A 21830-nucleotide genomic window follows, 5' to 3' on the forward strand; every position below is an offset into this window, starting at 1 on the left:
GTCTTGGAACTGTACAAACGAGGCCACGAACTCACGGAGTTCGTGGCCTCGTTTTTTGGCCGTATGTAACACCGCGCGGCGGTCGCCCGTGACGCCGGACGAGTTGACAAGAAGTCGGCGCTACTTCTTGCTTTGCTCCCCGTCGCTCTCCGATTTCCATGTAGTGTTGGCGCTCCATGATGTGCGGGAGGTGAACCGATGACGGACACGCAGGCCGTCTCGCGGCGCGTTCGGCACGTACGCGCAATTCGACGCAACACTGAACTCGAAGGTGTGCGCAGCACCGACGCAACCCGCGCTGACCAAGTAGCGTATGCACGCGGTGAGATCGATGTGAGTGCGCTCGGAGATCGAGTGCGTCGACGCTACAACCTGGCGTGAGCGCCGAGGCTGCAAGCGAACGGTGTCGTCCAACCCCCCCTGGGACACTGGGGACCACCAGCGCGACTGGGAAGGCTATTTTCTTCCCGGTACTGAGGTTTTGAGGAACCGGGTCGGCGCAACAACTCTCTACGAGTTGCGGGACGCGGAAAATGACCTCAGCGAGTTCCGGCTGCTTCAACTACGCGAAAGCCCTGACTTGGTAGCTCCGCGCTCCTACGACCTGACCCATCTGTCGGCTATCCATCGGCAGCTTTTCCAGGACGTGTACGAGTGGGCAGGAGATGTCCGTACCGTTGGAATCGAGAAGGATGGTGAATCCTTCTGTCCTCCTGTAAGAATCAGGCTGGCGATGCAGCATGTCGCAACTGAGATTGCGGACATGGGGGAGCTGGAGGTCGTCCCCAGGGGTGGACTCCCGAGCAAGGTTGCGTACTTGTATGACTACGTGAACTACGCCCACCCGTTTCGGGAGGGCAACGGCAGGACTACCCGAGAGTTCTTCGATCAACTGCTTGCCGAGCGCTCGCTCGGCCTGGACTGGAGTCGTACTGAGTCTGAGCAGCTCTACCGTTCCTGCCACGCCGCCAGAGCCGATAGCGACCTGAGCGGCCTCACCATCATGTTCGCGACAATCCTCGACGAGTTCCCGGCTTACGATTTCTAGGTGCCCCTCGTCGCCGGGGGCCTCCGGTCTTTAGGTGAGCCCCTGGGCCAGCGAGTTACCGAACAGGTCTGGATCGTCTCGGTTGCCATCCCGGTGCACCGGTCGTCAGGGGCCGGGCCGACATCGGCACTGCCAGCCTTTGCCGCCTTCCCCGAGTAATGGCCCACCCTCACAGTGCGTGTCGGGCGGTTGCACCGGACCGCCGGCGACGAGCGACACCCACGAATAGCCTGACTTAGCTCACTTCTCGGTGAGAGTTGGTGGTCCGATCACGTGACCTGTGGTTTCTAGTCTCGATCGCAGTACTTCACGCACTTACGCGGCCGTTTACTCTCGTCGGGTGACGTTCATCAGGCGGGTCCGGACCAAGTCCGGTGCCACCGCGGTTCAGGTCGACCGATTCGTGGGCGGCCGGCAGGAGATCGTCAAGCACATCGGATCCGCGCATACCGAAATCGAACTCGGGATGCTCCTCGGGCGAGCCCGGTCTTGGATCGAACCGGATCAGCCTGCGCTCGACCTGGACGTCACTCCTCATCCCGCGGTGGCGGCCGTCCTGCCGACAGGCCAAGGCGAACTGATGGACCTCGGAGTCGACGACCGGCCGACGGTCGATGCGCCCGGGCCGACCGCCTCGACTGCATCGGTCGTGCTGCGGCGGGTCCTCGAAGACGTGTACGAGCAACTCGGGTTCGGTGCGGTCGCCGACGACGTGTTCCGAGATGTGGTGATCGCTCGGATCGTTGAACTGGGCTCGACACTCGATGTTCCGAGGGTGCTACGGGATCTCGGAAGACACCAGCGAGCTACGCGACGATCGAGCGGCATCTGCGGTGGATCGTCGATCGGGACTACCGCCGCACGATCGCCGACAAGTGCCTCGCGTGCGCTGCCGACGCCGGAGGATTGAGTCTGGTGTTGTACGACGTCACCACCCTTCACTTCGAAGCGGAGAAGGAAGGCGAGCTCCGTAAGGTCGGCTACTCGAAGGAACGCCGTGTCGATCCGCAGATTGTGGTCCGACTCCTCGTCGACCAGATTGGATTTCCTTTGGAGATCGGATGTTTCGAAGGCAACCATGCAGAGACCAGAACGATCGTGGCGATCATCGGGCAGTTCCAGACTCGCCACAACATCGCCGGGGTGGAGATAGCCGTCGCCGACGTCGGCATACTCTCCGCCTCGAATCTCGCCGCTCTCTCGACGAGACCGGGCTGAAGTTCATCGTCGGCTCCCGGATGACCAAGGCGCCCGGCGACCTCGCGAGTCACTTTCATTGGAACGGTGACGTTTTCACCGACGGGCAGATCATTGACACGGTCGCACCCCGGCACGGGCGGAGTGTCGTCAACAGTGTCAGGAAATGCGCCGAGCTGGAGTGGGATCCCGGCACCTATCCGAACTCGTGGCGCGCGGTGTGGCAATACCCGAACAAGAGCACGGTCCGTGACAACAAGACCCTCAACGCGCAGGAAGCTCGGGTACGGGCTCGTCGACAGTGGCACGGCATCGAAGTCGCCCGGGTTCGTGAGAACCACCGCCGCTGGCCGCAGCCTCGACATCTCCGCCCTCGACAGGGCCCGATCGCTTATCGGGTTGAAGGGCTATGTCACCAACATCCAGCCCCGATCATGGAACGCGGCGAGATCATCGCGAAGTACCACACAACCTGTGGCACGTCGCGCAGTCGTTCCGCATGTCCAAGACCGACCTGCGGGCGCGGCCAATCTTCCACCACACCCGCGGCGCCGTCGAAGCGCACCTAATCATTGTGTTTGCTGCCCTCGCGGTCTCCTACCTGATCCAGCATCGAGGTGGGTCGGCCATCGGCAAACTCGTCGAACGGCTACGTCCACTGCGGTCGGCGACCATCGCCATCAACGGCACCCACCATACATTCCCACCCGAAATCGACTCCGGCACCAGCGACCTCATCGACCGGATCACCGGGCCGGAGACACGCACTAGCCAAATGAGCCAACTCAGGCCAGAGAGCGAACGTACGCGCTCACCAGCAGCGTGCCGGGGGCGTGCGCCCAACGGAGTTTAACTCAGGTTTCTCGGCGTACCAGTTCAGGATCGAGTTGGTAGGCTATTGTAAGGGTTTTTTCGATTTCTCCTTCGAGAAATTCCCTACGAGCATTCAATGACGTTCTAATCACGGAGTCGGACTCATGTCGAAGTCGACATGAGAGTTTCTGTGCTTGGTCTACCCAGTCGGCAATATTCGCCACCTCGGCGCTGCCGATTCTTGGTATCGGTACCTCAGCGAGGAACGCTTTTCGATGCACTGCGTACGAACCTCGGTACTTCTTTCCATTTACTGTTACGAAGAGATCAACCGCCGGATGGGATAGGATTGCTTGAATTACGTTGATAGGATATGGGCACGTCGGTTTCGGACGAAGCAGATAGTATGGTCCGCCGTCCCCGCCGCCAGGCACGACTAGTCCCTGGGTGTCCAGGGCATACCGCGGGGCCAGTGACAGAACTCGTACAATCAATTTCGGGTCGTCAAGCTGGGTCAAGCTCTGTGAGCGCCCGTAAGCCCAATATGCCTCGCCCGGATCGGGTGAAACGCTCCGTCGAGTCAGGGCAGCGCGGTGGGTTTCAAAGTATTCGAATGCAAGCGGGTAGGTCTTTGACATGGTTTCTTTGTCGAAGACAGTAGCCCTTATCTTTCCGCTCGCACCGTGCTGGATCCGATATGGGAAGATCACCCATCGGTCTGGTTCCGGCTGGCCATCGTAGGTGTCGATCGAACGATCTTTGATCGCCGCGCGGAGGATTGAGCGTTCGATGGTCCTTGTGACGCCTTGAAAGTCGGTGAACGAGGCAACCGTATCGCCATCCTTCATGGGGGCGGGGTTGATGAAGTAGAGTTCATCAAGTGAGGTCTGGACACCAACGAATATTTGGACCCAGTCGGGGTCGCCAAGTCTAGCGATCGAATGCTTGCTCAGTTGCTCGAAGAGGTCGGCCTGCCGCTCGGTTGCTATCGGCCAGGCCGCAGATGTCAGGTCGTCGCGTGCGATATTCACAGTCTTCGCTGCGCGGGTCACCCTCCATGCTGCAAGCTCGCTTACTAGCTCGAAATCGGCCGGTTCTTTTGTTTTCGGTCCCGCTATTACCAGGCAGCAATAGGTGGACTTCCCAGGGAACACCTGCTCTTCTCCGAAATGAACGAGTCGTTCGAGGCGTTCGCCGAGCCTACCTCGGACTCCGGATCCTGAGAGGTGGTTGGTAAAGCGATGTGGCACGATCATCGCCAGCCTACCGGTCGGTGCGAGAAGCGTGAGAGCGCGTTCCATGAATACGAGCGAGAGATCGAAGCTGTGCGCGGATGGGGCGCTGTAGCCCGAAGATGGGTTCCGCAAATATGTGAGTTGATCCGGCATAAACGCAGAGAGTATTTGTATTCGAACATAGGGTGGATTTCCGACGATCGCATCAAACCCCCGTGCCGGATACTTGTCTCCGAATGCTTTGGCCAGGTTGGTCGGCAGCACTGAGGCTCGTCGAAACGGTACGGATGCCGCCTCAGGTACCAGGCGGTCAAAGTCCTCGCGTACGACACTATTGCCAGCTATGACGTTGTGGCCAAGGTCGGGCAGAAGGTTGTTTGCTTGAGTGGAGTCGAACGAGTCTTCTCCAATGATTGCAAGTAGTAGGCTCAACCGCGTCACCTCGACTGCAGCACCGTCAATGTCGATTCCGAAGAGGTGGGTCTTAACCAATTCTGCACGCTCGTTGAACCCGACGGTATTGCCTGCAGTTTCGGCAGCCGTTACGAGCTTGTTGAATGCGTCAAGGAGGAATGCGCCCGAACCCACCGCTGGGTCCAGTAATCGAAAGGTTGGCGCTACTCCACCTTTTACATAGGGCCTGAGTGCGCTCATATTCAGTTCGTTAACGATGTCACCGGGTGTATGGGCGATACCCCCAGCGCGAACCACCTCCGGCTTTGATTCAAGTGACACTGCGCGGTATTTATCTATAGCTACTTGCTCGGCGAGGTACTGCTCATACAACCCTGCCAGGATATCGGGTCGAAGGACTGAGAAGGCAAACTGAGTGCGTGGCCAGTACATCTCTTCGATGACCTTCATTAGGACGCTATTGCTCACCCGGATCCCCTCTAGAGCTCGGAAGATCCCAGCATTGAATAATTTGTCGGACTGGCGGAAGTGCCGTATGACATCATGCGCGACCGCGGACTGCCAGAGCTCCTTGTATCGGGAAATGTTGCGGTCCTCGCATACGCGGAGGAATAGTAGCGCGTTAAGGACCTTCTGCACGCGCCGACCAACCTCTGGTGCGCGGAGCTCCGCGTTGAGATTCGCGATGTCCTGGGCGAGCATGAGGCGCCACCGACGGAACTCGGCCAGGAAGGTTCGATCGAAAGGTGATTCGCCACGGGGCGGCGCGGTGTAGCTATACGTCTGGTTGAAGCGCTCCGTCGATACGGCCTCGTAGGACAGCCGCTTCCAGAGCTCGTCGAAGCGTGGAACGTAGTCATCGAAGGTGAACCTGCAGCCAGGGATGACTGCAACGTCCGCCGAATCGCCCGGCTTTGGATCGATGGTTGAGTCGTAGATGACTGTTTCGGCAAAGTTTGTCAGCACCGAGGCGGGAAGGGACAGCGACCACCCGTAGGTTCGAGACTGGATCGCACCGTCGTGCGCTGTCCGCAAGTTGACCGAAGGTCTCTTCGCCTCCACCGGCATCCGTTCGTTGCCGGCGACCCGCAGTCGGTAGTCCGGACGTCCCCAGACGGAGTCGGTGGTAGTGCCCTGACGCTCCATCACGACGTCCATGAGCATCTGGGGTTTGCCGTCCTCGTTGCGTACGTCCCAGCCCAAAGCGATGAGGAAATCGTCGATGAAGTTGACTCTTGCTTCTGTCTCGGTGAACGCGGATCCCGGGGTCGACAAGCTCTGATGCTGAGGTCGGTAGAGCTCGACTAGCTCGCTGGTCCTCGCGAGAGCCTCGGACTTGGAACGACGTTGGAAGGGCACGGAGGGACCCTACCCAGGCAGCGTCAGCAAGAGGCAGATCCAGTGCAGTGGATGCGGAGTGTGTCGGCCGTTTAAGGGAGAATGTGGCGCATGCAGAGATTCGCGGCGAAGGCCGAGCCGCATAGAGAGAAGCTTCGAGGCGGGTACTACACACCAGACTTGATTGCCCAATTTGTCGCCGAGTGGGTGCTGCGCGCAGGGAACGTTGTGCTTGAGCCTTCGTGCGGCGACGGTGCGATCCTCGCGCACCTGGCTGTGGATGGTGTCGAGGCGCAGGGGGTCGAGCTGTTCGCCGAGGAAGCTGATAAGGCGAGCGTGGCAACCGGAGCTCCAGTTGCGGCCGGCGACTTCTTCTCATGGTTCACCCCTGCGCGTGTCGGGAGCTTCGACGGTGTTGCAGGGAACCCTCCCTACATCCGCTTCGGTTCGTGGGAATCCGAATCACGCGATCGGGCGCTCGAACTTATGAGGGGCGAGGGGATGCGTCCCAGCAGGCTGACCAACGCCTGGGTGCCCTTCGTTGTTGCAGCGGTCATGGCGGCCAGGAACGAGGGCAGGATCGGTCTGGTCTTGCCAGCGGAGCTGCTTCAAGTCGGATACGCATCGCAGCTGCGCTCTTACCTCGTCGACAACTGCTCGAAGATCACTTTGGTGTCCTTCGAGAAGCTTGTTTTCCCTGGGATACTGCAGGAGGTCGTGTTGCTCCTCGCAATCAGAGGCGAGGGGCCAGCTGAAATCAACACGATCGAGGTGCCTGATGCGGAGGCCCTTGCAACGGTCTCGCTGGACAGTGCTTCGACGCGTGCACATCTACACGAGACCGAGAAATGGACCAAGTACTATCTCGGTCCGCGAGCGATTGAGTTAGTTCGGCGTGTGCGGACGGATCGACGACTCGCGCCGCTTCGGGACTTTGCAGCTGTCAACGTCGGTGTTGTGACCGGACGAAACACGTTCTTCTGTCTGACGGACGTGGAGGCGACAGAGCGTGGGCTTACGCAGTGGACGATCCCACTACTCGCGCGAAGCGCGCAGCTTCAGGGCCTCTCATTCAACTCCGAAGACTTGGCCTTCTACGCTGATGCTGGTGCACGCACCCACCTTCTCTCGATCAAACCGAGCGTTGACGTCGCGAAGACTGCGGCCCTGGCCAGCTACATCGCCGAGGGGGAAGATGCCGGAGTTGACACTGGCTACAAGTGCCGCATCCGCAACGACTGGTGGGTAGTGCCATCGGTCTCGGTACCGGATGGGTTCATGCTTCGCCAGGTCTCAACGCATGTGCGCCTGGCCGCTAACGATGCGTGCGCGACCAGCACCGATACCGTCCATCGTGTCTTCACGAAGCCGGGGGTGGACATTCATCGGCTTTCTGTTGGTGCGTTCAACTCTGTAACGCTCGCGTTGTCCGAGGTGCTGGGCCGGAGCTACGGGGGCGGGATTCTCGAACTGGAGCCTTCTGAGTGTGCTGAACTGCCGGTTCCGGACCCGGCGATCGTTCCGGATGGGCTGAGTTCGAAGGTCGACGAACTGCTCCGTCAGCGACGTTTTGACGAGGCGCTGGACATAGTGGACCACGATGTACTCATTGAGGGCGTGGGCATGAGTGCTGAGGATGTTGGGGACCTTCGCGCGGTCTGGGATCGCATGCGTGACCGACGGCTAGCGCGAAGCAAGAGGTAGCGACGTGCCGATGGACAATGGCTAGGTGGCCGACGAGGGCTACGGTCAGTGACGTCTCTTAGTCGACGTTGACGGCGCTCGGCGAAATTCCCCAGTAACGCTCACCGAAATTCCCCACCCGTGTGGCACCGCCAACGAGAGCGGGTCTCCCTCGAAGCTGATGGTCTCTGACCACGCATCGGCTACCGAAGGAGACCCGCATCTCATGCTGACATGGGAGGACGATGTGGAAGTACATGCCCTACACCAACGAGGGTGGACGATCTCGGCGATCGCCCGACACACCGGCCGAGACCGCAAGACGGTTCGGGCGTATCTGAACGGCACCCGCAGCCCCGGGGAGCGCAAACGCACGGTGGTGGACCCGTTCGAGGTGTTCATCGCGTACGTGACCGCACGCCTTCTCGACGACCCACACCTGTGGGCGCGAACATTGTGCGACGAACTCGAGGAGCTCGGTTACGCGATGTCGTACCAGACGCTCACACGCAAGATCCGCGAGTTGAACCTGCGGCCGGCGTGCCAAGCATGCCTGACGGCGACACAGCGACCGAACGCGATCATCGAGCACCCACCGGGTGAGGAAACCCAGTGGGACTGGGTGGATCTACCGAACCCACCCGCCGCGTGGGGGTGGGGCCGGATGGCGCATCTGTTCGTCGGGACGCTGGCGTGTTCAGGCAAATGGCGCGGTGTCCTCGCACCGGCGATGACCCAACCGCACGTCGTGGACGGGCTCGACCGCATCTGCCGCGGCCTCGGTGGAGTGAGCCGGGTGTGGCGGTTCGACCGGATGGCGACGGTCTGCCACCCGGAGTCGGGGAAGGTGACCGCCAGCTTCGCCGGCATCGCGAAACATTACGGTGTGTCCGTCGCGATCTGCCCGCCACGGCGAGGGAATCGCAAAGGGGCGGTGGAGAAATCGAATCACACTGCCGCGCAACGATGGTGGCGGACTCTGGCGGACGAGTTGACGGTGGAGCAGGCGCAGGCCAGCCTCGACCAGTTCTGCCGACTGCGCGGCGACAACCGCCTGCGCCCGACCAAGGACGGGAAGGCGTCGGTGGCAACCATCGCACGAGAAGAGGGACTGCATCCGATGCCCGCGACCGCGTATCCGGCGATCCTGTCCACCGATCGAACAGTATCGAGGCAGGCGTTGGTCTCCTACCGCGGCAACCGTTACTCGGTGCCGCCGGAGTTGTCGTCGGCGGCAGTGACCGTCACCCAGGTCCTCGGAACCGAGGTCATCGACATTGTGACCGCATCGGGAATCACGGTGGCCCGGCACCGCCTGGCCGGCGACGGGACCGGGGCGATCGTCCGAGATCACGGCCACGTCCATGCCCTCGAGCAGTCGGCGATGGCCGGCGCCAACACCGGTCGGCCGCACAACCGGAAGGAGCGCATCCCACCCGGTGTCGACGCCCTCGCGGCCGCGCAGGCGTTGCGGGCGATCCGGACTCCGGAATCCGATCGACCGCACCCAGTCGATAGTGACACTGGTTGCACTGCAACAGACTTCAGTTCAGATGATGCTGTCGTCTACGACCTGTCCGTCTACGAGAACGCTGCTCGGGGAAGGAACACTCTGCGATGAGCGGGCACACCACTACGCACTCTGCGGGCCGCCTCCCGGTGCCGAGCACGACTGAGGCGGCAAGCCTGTATCAGCGTCTGCGCGGGCATCTTGCACTCCTGAAGCTTCACGACGCCGCCGAAGCGCTGCCGACGGTGCTCGATCAGGCCGCGGCCGAGGACCTGTCGATGACCGCCGCCCTGGATCGTCTGCTCTCGATCGAGGTCGATGCCACCGAAGCCCGCCGGCTGGCGGGCAGGTTGCGGTTCGCGTGCCTGCCCACCCCCGCTTCGTTGGAGGATTTCGACTACGACGCCGCCGCGGGGGTCGATCGGAAGTTGATCGACGAGCTCGCCACCTGCCGATACCTGGAGACCGCGACGAATGTGCTGCTCATCGGCCCACCAGGGGTAGGCAAGACGCATCTGTCGGTGGGGTTGGCGCGGGCTGCAGCTCACGCGGGGTACCGAACCTACTTCACCACGGCCGCGGATCTGGCGGCACGATGCCACCGGGCTGCGATCGAAGGGCGTTGGGCGACGACGATGCGGTTCTACGCCGGGCCGACGTTGTTGGTGATCGACGAACTCGGCTACCTACCACTTCCTGGTGAGGCGGCGTCGGCGTTGTTTCAGGTTGTCTCGCAACGGTATATGAAAACTTCGATTGTGATCACCACCAACCGGGGGGTCGGGTCGTGGGGTGAGGTCCTCGGCGATTCCACCGTTGCTGCGGCGATGCTCGACCGGCTGTTGCACCGTTCGGTGGTGCTCAATCTCGATGGGGACTCCTACCGTCGTCGTGATCACCATGCGCGGTCGGAGAAGCTCCGACAGGCCACCAACGGGACCCGGCAACCGCTACAGTGAACACCGCTCACGGGTGGGGAAAATCGTTGAGCACAACTGGGGAATTTTCCTGAGCCTCGTCAACGTGGCGGAACATTCCGATTGTGGAATGTTGTCAGCGGCGCCCAGGCTCCTGCAAGCTGTATCTCATGCTCAGCTGGCCCCTTGGGTTGGCTACACTAGCGTCAGTTCAGGACGGGTGTCGCCCTGACCTAGGAGAAGTCGCAGTCTGGGTAAGGTAATCCGGAGTTCGGCGGCGAGTTCCTTGAAGGAGAGTCCGTTCTGCTCTGCCATTTCGAAGGCCGACCGGAGCAATGCCGGTACCTCCCCTGGGTACCCCTGAACCGATTCCCGGATGAACAGACCAGACGCTCGAAGCGTGGCAAGCCGCTGGTGCGCCCGTCGGTACGTCGCGTCCGAGACGGCGCCGACCTCCTTGCATCGACGCAAGAGGGAATCCACAGAGACGCCCCACTGCGTGCTCAGCTCGCCGAGCTTCTTGAAATCTAGGCGAGGTGGAAGCAGAGGGGTGATCTCCGCTCGAGGCGTCAGGAACTCGGCAGCGAACTCATCGGCCTCCCGTTCCTGCTGTGTGTCTCCCGGTACGCAGTCGCTATGCAGCAGAAGGTGTCCCAGCTCGTGGGCTGCGCTGAAGCGGTGCCGGTACACGTCCGCTTCGGCGCGGTCGGGTGTGAGAACGACAATGGGTCGCGGCAGCTTCGATGTGGAGAAGGCGTCGACCGTTGCCGTCGCCGATCCAGCGAACGGCACCAGTGTGACGATGATTCCGTGCTGCTCCATCGTTCGGACCATGCGAGGGATCCGGTCTGCACCCAGCTCCCACTGGCGTCGTAGTGCTTGGGCTGCACCAACCGGATCGATGGGGAAGTCGGTCTGTCGCACCTCGCCGGCCGAGAATCCAGGCAGGTCGACTGCCGGGAATCGCACACGCTTCTCGAGGGCGTAGGTCAGCTCCCAGATCTGCTCGGAGAACGAAATTGCCTTGTCTCTCTGGGAGACTGGTGTCCTGCGCAGACTACGAAAGTGTGCGTCAGCTGCATCTAGGCGCGCATATGGCCGGCCAGCCGCGAGGAACGCGACTGGGATGTCGAGGACGCGGGCGAGGGAATCGATGTTGTCCGGTCGTGGATTGGCGGTGCCGGCCTCCCACTGGCCTACAGCGACTGCAGAGACTCCGATCTGATCGGCGACGGACTTCTTCGTCATCCCGGCAAGGCGACGAGCCTGTGTGAGCCTCGCCGAATCAAATGCGCCCCCGGCTAGCTCATCTCCTGCCAGATCGGTGTCCGGCAAGAGGCGGAGTTGCCCCGGCTCGCGGTTGCTCAACTGTCCTCGCTACCTGTAGTTCGATCGTCTGCGTCATCCTGCTGTGCTTCCGAGGAGATCTCTTCCTGGGGTGCACGCAGAGACAGACCGAATTCGTTGTCCTGATCGGTGTTCGAGTCGAATCGGTCGATCGGCTCGTCGTCGTGGCCAACCAGCTTCAGTGTCGGCACAACCGGGCTGACGGTCTTCAGTGACTCTTGGCGCGGCCAGGAAAGCTGTCCCGTCTCCGCGTTGATCAGCTCCGCGTCGCCCCAGCCGAAGTCGTACAGGCCGTCCGGGGAGGCCGATACCCACAGCGTCACGGTGCGACCCTCGACCTGTGCCATCTGCATGCTGAACTGCTCGTCCTCGGTGAAGAGCTGATCGAGCTCCTCGTCAGACATCGTCGCGTGCTCGAGAGTCATCTGAGGCTCGACGGCGGTCGGCGCGAAGGTCATCAGGTGCGCCTGAAGGCGGGAAACATCACGAATCCTGGCCTCCACGAGAGGGATCCGCCCGTCGCCGGGGACCCGCCACCAGTACAGCACCACGCCTGTCTCCTCGATGACGGGGAGTTCGTACCGGGTGTGGTGGCCGACAGGCTTTCGAGCCCTGATGCCAGGGACGTTGCGGAGTTTCGCCAGCAGGCGCCGGTTCAGGTGGCCGCGGAACGAGGTGCCGTATGGATCCCGCTCCGGGAGACCATGCTCGGCGTGCACGCGCAGGGCTGCCTCCTGCGCCTCGTGAACCGTCTCGATCACTGAGTTTTGAATGACGGCGGCGAGGTCGCCGAACCGCTCGATCGCGTAATCGGAAAGCTCGGCGTTCTCCAAGATTCATCCCCCATAGGCTTAGTTGTCGAACCCGATAATGATCGTGTGCTTAACTTTAGCACCCAAATCGTTCGTTTCGTCGATACTGCGTGGACCAATCCGGCGATGTGTCGTCTACACGTCCTTGTCGGTAAGCCGGCCAGCCACAGTTAGGTCACATTCCGTGGTGTTGGACCGCGAGGATGTTGTCGACTGCGATGCCGGTGAGCGTCCCGTAGGCGAGCGCTCCGTCGACGCTCAGTCGATGTCTGTGGTTGGGACGCCGAGGGCGGTGCGGATACTGCCTCCCGAAAGCTCGTCAGTGGATTGAGTGCCGGGGCGTGGAGCAGGCGCAGGTGAGCCTCGACGAGTTCTGCCGGGAGCTCGACTACACCCGGGTGTGGGCCACGACGACGGGCGCTCGTCGGTGGGGACTGTCACCGAAAACTGACACCGTACCGCCGTGTCGCTGCGGTGACGATCAGCGAGGCACGCACGATGAACAGGCAGGATCTGGTCGCTACCGCTGCAATCGTTACTCGGCGCCACCTCAACGTCACCTGGGTGCTCGGCGGCGAGGGACCGATATCGTGACTCGTCTCATGCTTGGTGATCGCCCGGCATTTGCCTCGACCCGGGCGGCGGAGGAGCGGGGTCCGCGCCCACCGGTGGCGACCGTGGGCGGCCACGGACGAGCATTACGCGAGTGGTCTGGTCGGACGTCTGTCACGGTCGTGCGGCGCCGTCGAGGTGAGTCCTGTTCTTCTCGGCGAGTCTGACGAACTCGGCGTCGGTGAGGGGCCGCTGCAGTAGGTCTGCTCGACCTCGTCCCAGTCGTCGCAGGCACACGCATTGGTGGCGACGTCAGCGGCGGTCACTGTGTGACCGAATCAGTACGGCCAACTCAGGAGTCTGTCCAACATCGTGATGAAGCTGGCGGTCCGCTGATCGCTCACCTCGCCTGGCGATTCGGCGAGAAGGGACGGATCCTCGGAGCACAGCGAATGATGGCGGAGGGCCATCTCGGTGTGGGGGGCTGACGATCGCACCGATCTGCGATTCCGACCCGCCGTCGTGGAACACGCGGACAAGCGCGCGGTTGAGTTCGAGGTTGGCGAGACGTCGGCGGGCGGTGGCCCGGATAGAGTGGCCTTCGCGTCGTGCGTCATACAGCGGCCTCCGTACCGACGTGAGGGTCAAGCGCGGGCCTTCCGGATGTCCAGCCAGCATCGTGGTTACCTACTGCCGATGGGGGTCCGTATGTGCTCGAATCCTTCATGTGGGATTGAAGCTCGTCTAGGCTGCAGGAAGCGACCTGGACGATGCGCAACGGCACGTTGAGCGGACCGGTCACCTCGGCGTGCTGGCGGATCCAGTTGGCCCAGCCGCGGGCGGCTTCGGAGCCGAGGTCCGTGGATTGAGCTGTGGCGGCATCGATCTCGTCGGCAAAATCCCGCATGGCTGCGGCGGCGTCACGAGGATGGCGACGCGGACAGCGAATGTCGCCTCGGTCGCGTAAGCACTCAGCTACCACCTGACGGTGGACGCTGATGGCCCGGCCGACAGTCGCTCGCGCAGAGGCGTGGCTGCCCGAGACGCTGTCGCGTCAAGCTGTGGAGTGGCGCGACCACGCGCACACGCTGCGTGTCCAGGTAGACGCCTTCACAAGGGCTGTCGACGGTACCCGCGACCACTGGGACGGCGACGCCGCGGATGCCGCTCGCACGAAGGCCGAGCAAATCACGTCGGTGGGCAACCGCACCGTTGAGACATTGTTGCGTGCAGCCGACGCCGCGCAAGAGGGCGCATTACGAATCGGCGCGGCGCGCGACGCGGCTTTGCGGGCTGTCAATGCGGCACGTGGGGAGGGATTCGACGTCGCCGACGACGGTACAGCCACCACGTCGACGGCGATGTTTCAGACTGCCGTGGCGACGGATCCTGCAACCGTGATTATCGCGATGGCGGCGCTCGAGTCGAAGGCTGCCGAACACAGTGCCGCGATAAAGAACGCACTGAGAACGCTGGGCGAGAGCGACGCCGATGTGGGAAAGACGGTTGAGGCTGCATTCGAGGACACGGTGGCCGACAGCACTTCTAGTGCGTGGCCGGGGCGGGCGGTAACCGGTGCGACAGCTGGGTTGGGTCAAGCCGCGGCCCGTACAGCTGACGACCTGATGCCATCGGGTGCACATGCTGCCGTAAAGGGATCGGTTGCTGAGCGGGCAACAGCAGTCGATGGTCTCAAAATCGCCGGCAGGGCGTCGTTCTACGGCGGCGTGGTCGCCGACGCCTACGGCGGGTACAGCGACTGGAAAGAAGGCAAAGCCACTGCGACCGAGGCCACCGCTGGCGCGGTTGGCTCCTTCGGGGGCGGCGCTGCCGGCGGCGCTCTTGCAGGTGCGGCAGTGGGAAGCTTTGCGGGCCCCATAGGAACTGGCGTTGGTGCTGGACTGGGCGCGATAATCGGAAGTGAGCTAGGTAAGGATGCCGCCCTCGGCTTGGTTCACCTGTTTGATGATGACGACTAGCGAGGAAATTGACTCGAATGGCCAGGCACAGCAACGGGCGAATGAATTGGAAGATCGCCCCTATCGTCAAAGACATACTTCGAATGCAGTTGGTGTGGGGTGGATTAGGGCTTGTCACCGTGGTAGTGGTCATCATCATCCTCGAGACCACCGGACTGGGTGCAAAGTGATTTGAGGCAGAAGCCCGTGGTCCCGACTACTGAAGGTCAGGCAGCGTCAGGCGCTGTGCAGGGTTTGAGATCCTAATGGGCGACCAACTCGGCCTCTTCTGACAAAGGCCCGGCCTGCGAGGTACATCCCGCCCCACGGCATTGTGCAGACGTTGACATGTCCGTCACGAACGGCGGCTATGTTGCAGCTACAAAGACTTCTTTGCGCTCGCCCTATCGTCATTGCGCCTGGCGTGAAGACAATCGGGATTGTCGTGTCGAATTCGATCGGGTCAACCGGCCGAGGCGGGAGAAATAGTCAAATCCTGTGGATCGGGGCGTCCCTGGCACCCCTGGTTCAGTCTCGATTCGTGCGTGTTCCGAGGATCGCGGTCAGCAGTGCAGCGGCGAGGAGGAAGAGCACGATGCGTGAACTACGTGCATCACTGCCCAAATCTGCCCATGTGAGTGCTTGCGCGATGACTGCGATCACGTAGAGGCCGACGGCAGCGCTCGAGTACCGATTCATGAAACACCCCTGTCTACTCGGCATGATGGTGTCATGCGACGGCGGACACCGGCGTGTCCGGTGACGGCTCCGGTGTGATGTCTGCTGGCCGTTCGAGGAGTTTGCCCTTGTGGAACAACGCCCCGGCGCGGACCAACGCAACCAGGTGTGGGGCGTTGACTGCGCGCCACCGGGACTGGGCGGCCTCGATCAGCTTGTAGGCCATCGCCATCCCCGCAGCCCTCGACCCGGGCCCCTTGGTCACCCTCGTTCGCAAACGGACGGTGGCGAAGGTGGACTCGATCGGGTTCGTCGTGCGCAGGTGCACCCAGTGCTCAGCCGGATACTTGAAGTACTCGAGCAGCACATCGGAGTCGTCGGCGATCTTCGCGACTGCCTTCGGATACTTCGCACTGTAGTCCCGCGCAAAAGCCGCGATCGCGAGCTGCGCCTTGTCGATATCCTCCGCGTTGTAGATGTCCTTCATCGCCGCCAACGCGCCAGGATGCGCTGACTTCGGCAGCGCGGCAAGAACATTGGCCTGTTTGTGGAACCAGCAACGCTGCTCGCGGGTGTCGGGGAACACCTCCCGCAACGCCTTCCAGAACCCGAGCGCACCATCGCCGACCGCCAGCACCGGGGCTCGCATCCCACGCCGGCGGCAGTCCCGCAGCAGATCCGCCCAGGACTCGGTCGACTCGCGGTAGCCGTCGGTGACCGCGACGAGCTCCTTACGGCCGTCGGCGCGGACCCCGAGTATCACCAGCAAGCACAGTTTCTCCTGTTCGAGCCGCACTTTCAGGTGGATGCCGTCGACCCACAGGTAGACGTAGTCGACCTGGGAGAGGTCCCGTTTCCCGAACGCGGCCGCTTCGTCCTGCCACTGCGTGGTGAGCCGGGTGATCGACGAGGGTGACAGTCCGGCGCCGCTGCCGAGGAACTGCTCCAACGCGGGACCGAAGTCGCTGGTCGACAGTCCGTGCAGGTACAGCAGTGGCAGCACCTCGCTGACCTCCGTGGATTTGCGGGCCCACGCCGGCAGGATCGCCGAGGCGAACCTCTTGCGTTCGCCGGTGTCGGGGTCGGTGCGCTTGTCGTTCACGCGCGGCGCCTTCACCGCCACCGATCCTGCCGCGGTGATCACCTCACGTTCGGCGTGGTAGCCGTTGCGGACCACCAGTCGGTGCCCGTGCTCGTCGACCTCACCGGCGTGGCGGGCGATGTAGTCGGCGACCTCGACCTGCAGAGCCGCGGCCAGCATTCTTCGGGCACCGTCGCGGACGATCTCGTCGATCAGTGACCGCCCCGACCCGGCACCGCCGCCGGTCTCGTTGGAGTCGTCGATGCCGTCTACTACCGTGAGCACGGGCGTGCCTTCCCGCCAGCGCGCCAACGCTGGTCTTGATCAGAATTCGGATTCCTTGCAGATCATCTTCCGGGAGGGCACGCCCTCCGGGATCCACAGGTTCTGATCATTGCTCCGAGGCGGCCCTGTCGGCGTCGACGTAGGTACGTTCGCTCGATCCAGGTGACGACAGCGGGCGATAGCGGCCAGTGCCATCGGGTTGCTCGGCCGGGCGTCCTTTGTCGCCGCCGTCGGCGACGTATATGTCAACGCGGCACTCGGCTTGGTGCACTTGTTCGACGATGATGATCAGCGAGGAACGCGAATGGCCAGACACAAGGACGGGCGAATGAATTGGAAGATCGCTGAAACCGTCAAAGAACTGCTTCGGATGCGGTTGATATGGGGTGGAGTGGGACTCCTGATCGGCGTTGTCCTCATCGTAATTCTCGAGACCACCGGGCTCGGCGCAAAATGACGAGTCGTCGGGGGCTTCCAGTGATGGGGCAGGCTGTTGAGAGCCCCGTTGCCCATTGGGGCCTGCCACTGGATCCCGGGCTCTACCGCAGCCGAAGTAGTTGTGCTGTCGAAATTGCGTGATGCCTGGAATCCCGACATCGCAGGAGGAGTTCCGGCCCCGCCCCACTCATCGTCGGTCACACCAGCGGTCGTCCGAAGAGTTCGGCGGCGAGCGGTCCAGTGAGTCAGCGCTTCTTGCTGTCGACGCGACCGATCGGGTTGGTGCCCTCTGCCAAGACCGCCCGGGCGGCGGCCCAGGCGTCGGCATCGAGTTCGAGCGCGGTGCGAAGGTACGCGGTGCTCATCCGCTGCAGTAAGGCCACGCGCTCCGGGTTCTCGTCGGTCGTCTCGGCGACTTCGTATCCGGGGATCCCGCCGAGGGCGTGCTCGGCACCGTGCAGGGTGAGCAGGTCGGTGGCGCCGGGGCTGAACGTGTATGCGTCCGTGAACCAGTCGGGGCCGCGACTGGACATCGGGGACTGGTCGTGGTCACCTGCGACGACCAGCGTCGGCGTGGTGAGCTCACGGAACGACGGGTACATGAACGGGAAGTTGTCCTGCGCGAACGGATGTAGGTCCTCGCCGCCGATGCCGGTTGCCGACAGCAGGATTCCGGCCGCGACTCGGCCGTCGGACATGTCCTCCCCGACCTGGCCTTCTTTGTTCACGACTCGGGCGCCGAGGAGGGCCTGTGCGGTTTGCGCGCCCCAGGAGTGCCCGGCGACGGCGATGCGTGTGCGGTCGATCCGTCCGGTCAGTCCGGGAACGGAAGCCTCGACGGCGTCGAGTTGGTCGAGGACGCGTGTCAGGTCCACGATCCGCTCGAGCCAAATGCCCGGGAAGCGAGGGTCGTCGAGCCCGATCCCGTAGCGTCGCGAGTCCAGGTGCGTGGGCTGGACCACCACGAAGCCTCGGGAGGCCCAGAACGCGGCCAATGGTGCGTAGCCGTCGTGGTGCCACCCGTTGCCGTGTGAGAACAGCACGATCGGTAGCTCTGAGCCGGTGGTGGGCGCGGAGACTCGCAGCTCGAGTGGCAGCGCGCGGCCCACGGCCGGTAGTTCGACCGGGGCAACCGAGGCGACGGGGGCGCCGACGCCAACGAGATGGTCGAGGGTGGCGAGGTGGGCGGGGGTCTGGACGGAGGAGGTCACGGCGAAGTCCTTTCGGCTGTGCGTCCTGCCATAATGAAAAGCGGAGCGCTGTTCCGAACAATACGGAGCAATGTTCCGGATAGCAATACTTGTGGATGTGGAGGAGTGTTCTGTGACCGATGAGAGCGGGCGGCGGACGAAGCGCGCCGACGCGCGCCGAAACGAGCAGGCGCTACTCGACGCGGCGGCGGCGGTGTTCGTCACGTCGGGCGTCGACGCACCGGTGCGGGAGATCGCGGCAAGGGCCGGTGTCGGGATGGGGACGATCTACCGACACTTTCCGACGCGTCCGGAACTTGTGGTGGCGGTGTACCGCCACCAGGTCGAGGCATGCGCGGACGCCGGCCCCCGACTGCGTGCCGAATGTCCGACGCCGGAGGCGGCATTGCGGGCGTGGGTCGCTCTTTTCGTGGAGTTCCTGGTCACCAAACATGGTCTCGCCGATGCTCTGCAGGGCGACAACGCTGGGTCCGATGCCCTGCATGCGTACTTCGTCGATCGTCTCGTGCCAGTGTGTGCTTCTCTACTCGATTCGGCGCGCGAATACCGCGGCGCCCCACGCACTGTGGACGCATACAACCTGATGAAAGGCATAGGAAATCTGTGCATCGGGGCGGCTGCGGATCCCGCCTACGACGCCGATCCGCTTGTGCAGTTGCTTGTCACCGGCGTACTGAGCGGATCCGGTGGGACTGCTGCGCGGATAGGTGACATCTGATCCGGCTTGCCTGCGGCGCAGCTGAGCGCTCGCGATAATCTCAAGTGCTCGCGCGGTGCGGCCCTGGGTGACCGATTCGGCGGATGCACGTCGCCCGTGCCCTCGGCATCTCCGCGCCGCAGCGATCTCTGGTTCGACGCTCGAGAACATCGGTCGCGTCTCCATAGTCGGAGCGGCTGCGGGCCGCGCGCAGCACCGCTGCCAGAGCGGCAGAAGGATCCGGCCGGCCGGACTCGTCGTAGCCGTCGCGCACCGCGGCGTCCGCCTCGGCTCGGGATACCACCGAGGCAAGTTGTTCGGGGAGGAGGCCCAGTTGCACCAGCGCGCGAACCAGATGTGCGTCGGCCGGTGGGGGTCTGTAGTCCCAGCCGTCGAGACCCGCGGCCTCGGCGAGGATCTCCAGCAACGCGAGGGCGTCCCAGACCCGCGTGGCCTCTTCCACGGTGAGCTGGCCCGATCGGACCAAGGCGTTGGCGACGTCGTACACCGCGTTTCCGGTGCGGGGGCCAGCGCAGATAACCTCGATCAGCCCAACGCCCCGTTCCGTCCCCGTGGCGTAGACGATGCGGTGCCGCTTGTTCAGAACTTCCACTGTGTTGAGGCCGGCAAGGCGGTCGGTCGCCGACTTGTTGCTCAGCGGGTGCTTGAGGACGGGGTTGTCGCGGAGCGCCACCACCTCGGTGACCACCGACTCTCGGTCGTCGGCCGTCAGCTCGTCCAGGTACATCAGGAACGGCTCGGAGAAGGCGATCTCGGCTTGATCGTCAGGCAGGCGCTCGCTACCCCGCATGCGACTCGGCGCGCAGTTGTTCAGCACGCTGCCGTACCCGTTCGGCATCGACGCCGGCCTTCGAGCACAACTCGTCGAGGCTGTACCGGTGAGAACGCGAGGAGGTCAGATCGGCAGCAGCTTCCACCACGGCCCATGCAGCGTCGCGGAGCTCACGAACCTCGGCGTCGACCCTGGCAGGAGAATCCACGACGGCGACCACGCGACCGTGGCTGGTCAGCGCCACGCGCTGCTCCTCGCTCAGCTCGGCGAGGGCGGAGACGCCCTTGCGCGCCGCGACCGACACGGGAATGTTCACTGTCGAATTCATTCTGCAATTCTATATAGAATTGCAAAGATGTCCGGTCCTGGTGAAGGTGCGAATGTTCGGCTGGTGGGCGATCGCACACAGCCACTTTCAGCGGGGAGCCTCGGCAACGAGTACGTTCCCGATTCGCACGGCCCATTCGCACATGGGCGTCGTCCGGTCCTTTGTGAAAGCGGAGCGGTCGACCTGCATGTTCAGTGCGCCGCCATTTGCGAAGGGCACTATGAGCCAGCAGAACGTTCCGTTCTCGTCCCGCTCCTCGCGGAAGGTGAAGCCTTGTCGGTCGGCGACGATTACGTCCTGAAAGTCGATGTTTCCCGGTGCTTCCCGGAACTGGTCGACGGCAGCTGTGGCGGAGGTACTGATGATCACGCCGAGGTCGCTGCTTTTCCACGCACAGGACTTCCATCCAGGTGCTTCCGCTGACAACCCCGGGCCCTCGGACGTCGGGTCCAGCCCTGCTTGTACCAGCGCGTCGTCGGAGACGGTGCAGGGATCCCACGGTGCTACGGCGGCCGAAGTAGTTGAACTGTCCGAAGTCTCGTCGCTTCCGCAGCTGACGACCGCGAGGGTGGCGGCCAGGAAGGCTACGGCACATGCTGTCGTGCGCGCAATGGGCAGGTTCTTTTCTTCGTTTGTGTCGCAGTGGTTCTGGCAGCGCGGCGCTCAGCCCGCGACCTGGCCGTTGACTCGTGCCAGAGCGCTCGAGGTCTGCTCGTCGGTGGTCATCGTCGCGGCCACCTGGGCGCCCACCATGTCGTGAATCGCTTTCAAGCAGGTGATGTGTTTGTCGATCCGGTCGAGGAACTGCTGGGTCGTATCGGAGAGAATCTGCGCCAGCTCATGCCCACAGTCGAAGTTGCCGAGCGGCAGTAGGCCGGTCTGGCGGCCCATGCTTCTCCGAACACTTTGCAGCGAGGCGATCGCTTCTTGCGCAGCCTTCGCGCAGTCCTGCGCAACCTCGGGGTCGAGTACGATTTCACCTGCCTTGGCTTGCCCAGCCAGAGCCAGCAGGTTGTCCACCCCTGATACTGAATCGGTCATTCGATCGACCCTCCCCTGTTTGATCGAATACGGCTCGGAGCTTATTCGTCAGCGGGGCGCCTCTGCAAACAGCACGTTCCCCACCTGCAGTGCCCAGTCGCACATAGGCATGCTGTAGTCCTTGGTGAACGCTGATCTGTCTACCTGCATATCGAGTACCCCGCCGTTCTCGAATGGGATCGTGATCCAACAGAATGTCCCGCTCGTATCCTGCTCTTGACGGTAGGTGAACCCCTGTCGACCGGCGACGGTTACGTCTTGGAAATCGAAGTTTCCAGGGAAGTTGCGGAAGTGGTCGGGCCCCGTGGTGGCGGACGAACTCACGATCACGCCAATGCGGTCACTTTCCCACTCGCAGCTCTTCCAACCTGGTTGGCCGCCCGCCAACGAGCCCGGGCCCTCAGTTGCCGGGTCCAGCCCTGCTTGAACCAGTGCTTCGTCGGAGATGGTGCAG

At 62.9% G+C, this 21830-nt stretch carries 18 protein-coding genes and 1 pseudogene; 8 read left to right on the forward strand and 11 right to left on the reverse strand.

Annotated features, from left to right (window positions below; genetic code table 11):
* Positions 1 to 198 precede the first annotated feature (198 nt).
* The 3 genes and pseudogenes from HCA44_RS18235 to HCA44_RS18245 all read left to right on the forward strand — a co-directional run.
* Positions 199 to 381 carry an antitoxin VbhA family protein gene (locus tag HCA44_RS18235; protein ID WP_169650741.1) on the forward strand — a complete coding sequence of 61 codons (183 nt, stop codon included), beginning with the start codon at positions 199 to 201 and terminating at the stop codon, positions 379 to 381.
* A gap of 22 nt (positions 382 to 403) precedes the next feature.
* Entirely contained in the window at positions 404 to 1048 is a 645-nt protein-coding gene (locus HCA44_RS18240; protein ID WP_169650742.1) for a Fic/DOC family protein, read from the forward strand.
* Between the two features lie 340 nt (positions 1049 to 1388).
* Positions 1389 to 2960: pseudogene (locus HCA44_RS18245) on the forward strand (IS1634 family transposase); the annotation flags it as partial.
* 139 nt (positions 2961 to 3099) lie between these two features.
* On the opposite strand, the gene HCA44_RS18250 reads toward HCA44_RS18245, so the two are convergent.
* Positions 3100 to 5982 carry a DNA methyltransferase gene (locus HCA44_RS18250; RefSeq protein ID WP_169650743.1) on the reverse strand — a complete coding sequence of 961 codons (2883 nt, stop codon included), beginning with the start codon at positions 5980 to 5982 and terminating at the stop codon, positions 3100 to 3102.
* 174 nt (positions 5983 to 6156) lie between these two features.
* On the opposite strand from HCA44_RS18250, the gene HCA44_RS18255 reads away from it, so the two are divergent.
* The 3 genes from HCA44_RS18255 to istB all read left to right on the forward strand — a co-directional run bounded on the left by HCA44_RS18255 (position 6157) and on the right by istB (position 10197).
* Positions 6157 to 7749, forward strand: coding sequence for a class I SAM-dependent methyltransferase (locus HCA44_RS18255; RefSeq protein ID WP_169650744.1), 1593 nt, complete (start codon positions 6157 to 6159; stop codon positions 7747 to 7749).
* A gap of 205 nt (positions 7750 to 7954) precedes the next feature.
* Positions 7955 to 9349, forward strand: a complete 1395-nt coding sequence (locus tag HCA44_RS18260; RefSeq protein ID WP_169650745.1) for a DDE-type integrase/transposase/recombinase — start codon at positions 7955 to 7957, stop codon at positions 9347 to 9349.
* Positions 9346 to 10197, forward strand: a complete 852-nt coding sequence (gene istB, locus HCA44_RS18265; RefSeq protein ID WP_169650746.1) for an IS21-like element helper ATPase IstB — start codon at positions 9346 to 9348, stop codon at positions 10195 to 10197. Before HCA44_RS18260 ends, istB begins: the two co-directional genes overlap by 4 nt.
* A 153-nt stretch (positions 10198 to 10350) precedes the next feature.
* On the opposite strand, the gene HCA44_RS18270 is transcribed toward istB, so the two are convergent.
* Together HCA44_RS18270 and HCA44_RS18275 are read right to left on the reverse strand one after the other, a co-directional pair.
* Positions 10351 to 11523, reverse strand: a complete 1173-nt coding sequence (locus HCA44_RS18270; protein ID WP_277350841.1) for an XRE family transcriptional regulator — start codon at positions 11521 to 11523, stop codon at positions 10351 to 10353.
* Positions 11520 to 12335 (reverse strand): hypothetical protein, encoded by an 816-nt coding sequence (locus tag HCA44_RS18275; protein WP_169650747.1) that lies wholly within the window; start codon positions 12333 to 12335, stop codon positions 11520 to 11522. Before HCA44_RS18275 ends, HCA44_RS18270 begins: the two co-directional genes overlap by 4 nt.
* A gap of 1592 nt (positions 12336 to 13927) precedes the next feature.
* On the opposite strand from HCA44_RS18275, the gene HCA44_RS18280 reads away from it, so the two are divergent.
* Positions 13928 to 14845, forward strand: a complete 918-nt coding sequence (locus HCA44_RS18280) for a hypothetical protein (protein ID WP_169650748.1) — start codon at positions 13928 to 13930, stop codon at positions 14843 to 14845.
* Positions 14846 to 15554: 709 nt separating this feature from the next.
* On the opposite strand, the gene HCA44_RS18285 is transcribed toward HCA44_RS18280, so the two are convergent.
* The 3 genes from HCA44_RS18285 to HCA44_RS18295 form a co-directional block, all read right to left on the reverse strand.
* Positions 15555 to 16847, reverse strand: coding sequence for an IS256 family transposase (locus HCA44_RS18285; RefSeq protein WP_169650763.1), 1293 nt, complete (start codon positions 16845 to 16847; stop codon positions 15555 to 15557).
* Positions 16848 to 16974: 127 nt separating this feature from the next.
* The gene (locus HCA44_RS18290; RefSeq protein WP_169650749.1) at positions 16975 to 17394 is read right to left on the reverse strand and encodes a hypothetical protein; all 420 of its coding nucleotides are present in this window, start codon (positions 17392 to 17394) and stop codon (positions 16975 to 16977) included.
* A gap of 157 nt (positions 17395 to 17551) precedes the next feature.
* A complete protein-coding gene (locus HCA44_RS18295; protein WP_169650750.1) occupies positions 17552 to 18517 on the reverse strand; it encodes an alpha/beta fold hydrolase in 966 nt (321 codons plus the stop codon).
* Between the two features lie 112 nt (positions 18518 to 18629).
* Here HCA44_RS18295 and HCA44_RS18300 point away from each other — a divergent pair, with 112 nt between their 5' ends.
* Positions 18630 to 19235 (forward strand): TetR/AcrR family transcriptional regulator, encoded by a 606-nt coding sequence (locus tag HCA44_RS18300; RefSeq protein ID WP_169650764.1) that lies wholly within the window; start codon positions 18630 to 18632, stop codon positions 19233 to 19235.
* Between the two features lie 40 nt (positions 19236 to 19275).
* On the opposite strand, the gene HCA44_RS18305 is transcribed toward HCA44_RS18300, so the two are convergent.
* The 5 genes from HCA44_RS18305 to HCA44_RS18325 all read right to left on the reverse strand — a co-directional run.
* Positions 19276 to 20073: a hypothetical protein gene (locus tag HCA44_RS18305; RefSeq protein WP_240945617.1), complete on the reverse strand. Its 798-nt coding sequence runs from the start codon at positions 20071 to 20073 to the stop codon at positions 19276 to 19278.
* Positions 20015 to 20335 carry a hypothetical protein gene (locus tag HCA44_RS18310; RefSeq protein ID WP_169650751.1) on the reverse strand — a complete coding sequence of 107 codons (321 nt, stop codon included), beginning with the start codon at positions 20333 to 20335 and terminating at the stop codon, positions 20015 to 20017. Before HCA44_RS18310 ends, HCA44_RS18305 begins: the two co-directional genes overlap by 59 nt.
* A gap of 87 nt (positions 20336 to 20422) precedes the next feature.
* Positions 20423 to 20704 carry a hypothetical protein gene (locus HCA44_RS21090; protein ID WP_240945618.1) on the reverse strand — a complete coding sequence of 94 codons (282 nt, stop codon included), beginning with the start codon at positions 20702 to 20704 and terminating at the stop codon, positions 20423 to 20425.
* A 294-nt stretch (positions 20705 to 20998) separates the two neighbouring features.
* Positions 20999 to 21376, reverse strand: coding sequence for a hypothetical protein (locus HCA44_RS18320; RefSeq protein WP_169650752.1), 378 nt, complete (start codon positions 21374 to 21376; stop codon positions 20999 to 21001).
* Positions 21377 to 21424: 48 nt separating this feature from the next.
* The coding region (locus tag HCA44_RS18325) for a DUF3558 family protein (RefSeq protein WP_169650753.1) at positions 21425 to 21830 on the reverse strand (406 nt) is incomplete at its 5' end.

The sequence above is a fragment of the Rhodococcus sp. HNM0569 genome, from assembly GCF_012726205.1.
GTDB lineage: Bacteria > Actinomycetota > Actinomycetes > Mycobacteriales > Mycobacteriaceae > Rhodococcus_F.

Coding starts and splice junctions, on each gene's coding strand:
- HCA44_RS18235 (WP_169650741.1), top strand. CDS start 199: ATGACGGACACGCAGGCCGTCTCGCGGCGCGTTCGGCACGTACGCGCA.
- HCA44_RS18255 (WP_169650744.1), top strand. CDS start 6,157: ATGCAGAGATTCGCGGCGAAGGCCGAGCCGCATAGAGAGAAGCTTCGA.
- HCA44_RS18260 (WP_169650745.1), top strand. CDS start 7,955: ATGCTGACATGGGAGGACGATGTGGAAGTACATGCCCTACACCAACGA.
- istB (WP_169650746.1), top strand. CDS start 9,346: ATGAGCGGGCACACCACTACGCACTCTGCGGGCCGCCTCCCGGTGCCG.
- HCA44_RS18305 (WP_240945617.1), bottom strand. CDS start 20,073: ATGCCGAACGGGTACGGCAGCGTGCTGAACAACTGCGCGCCGAGTCGC.
- HCA44_RS18310 (WP_169650751.1), bottom strand. CDS start 20,335: ATGAATTCGACAGTGAACATTCCCGTGTCGGTCGCGGCGCGCAAGGGC.
- HCA44_RS18320 (WP_169650752.1), bottom strand. CDS start 21,376: ATGACCGATTCAGTATCAGGGGTGGACAACCTGCTGGCTCTGGCTGGG.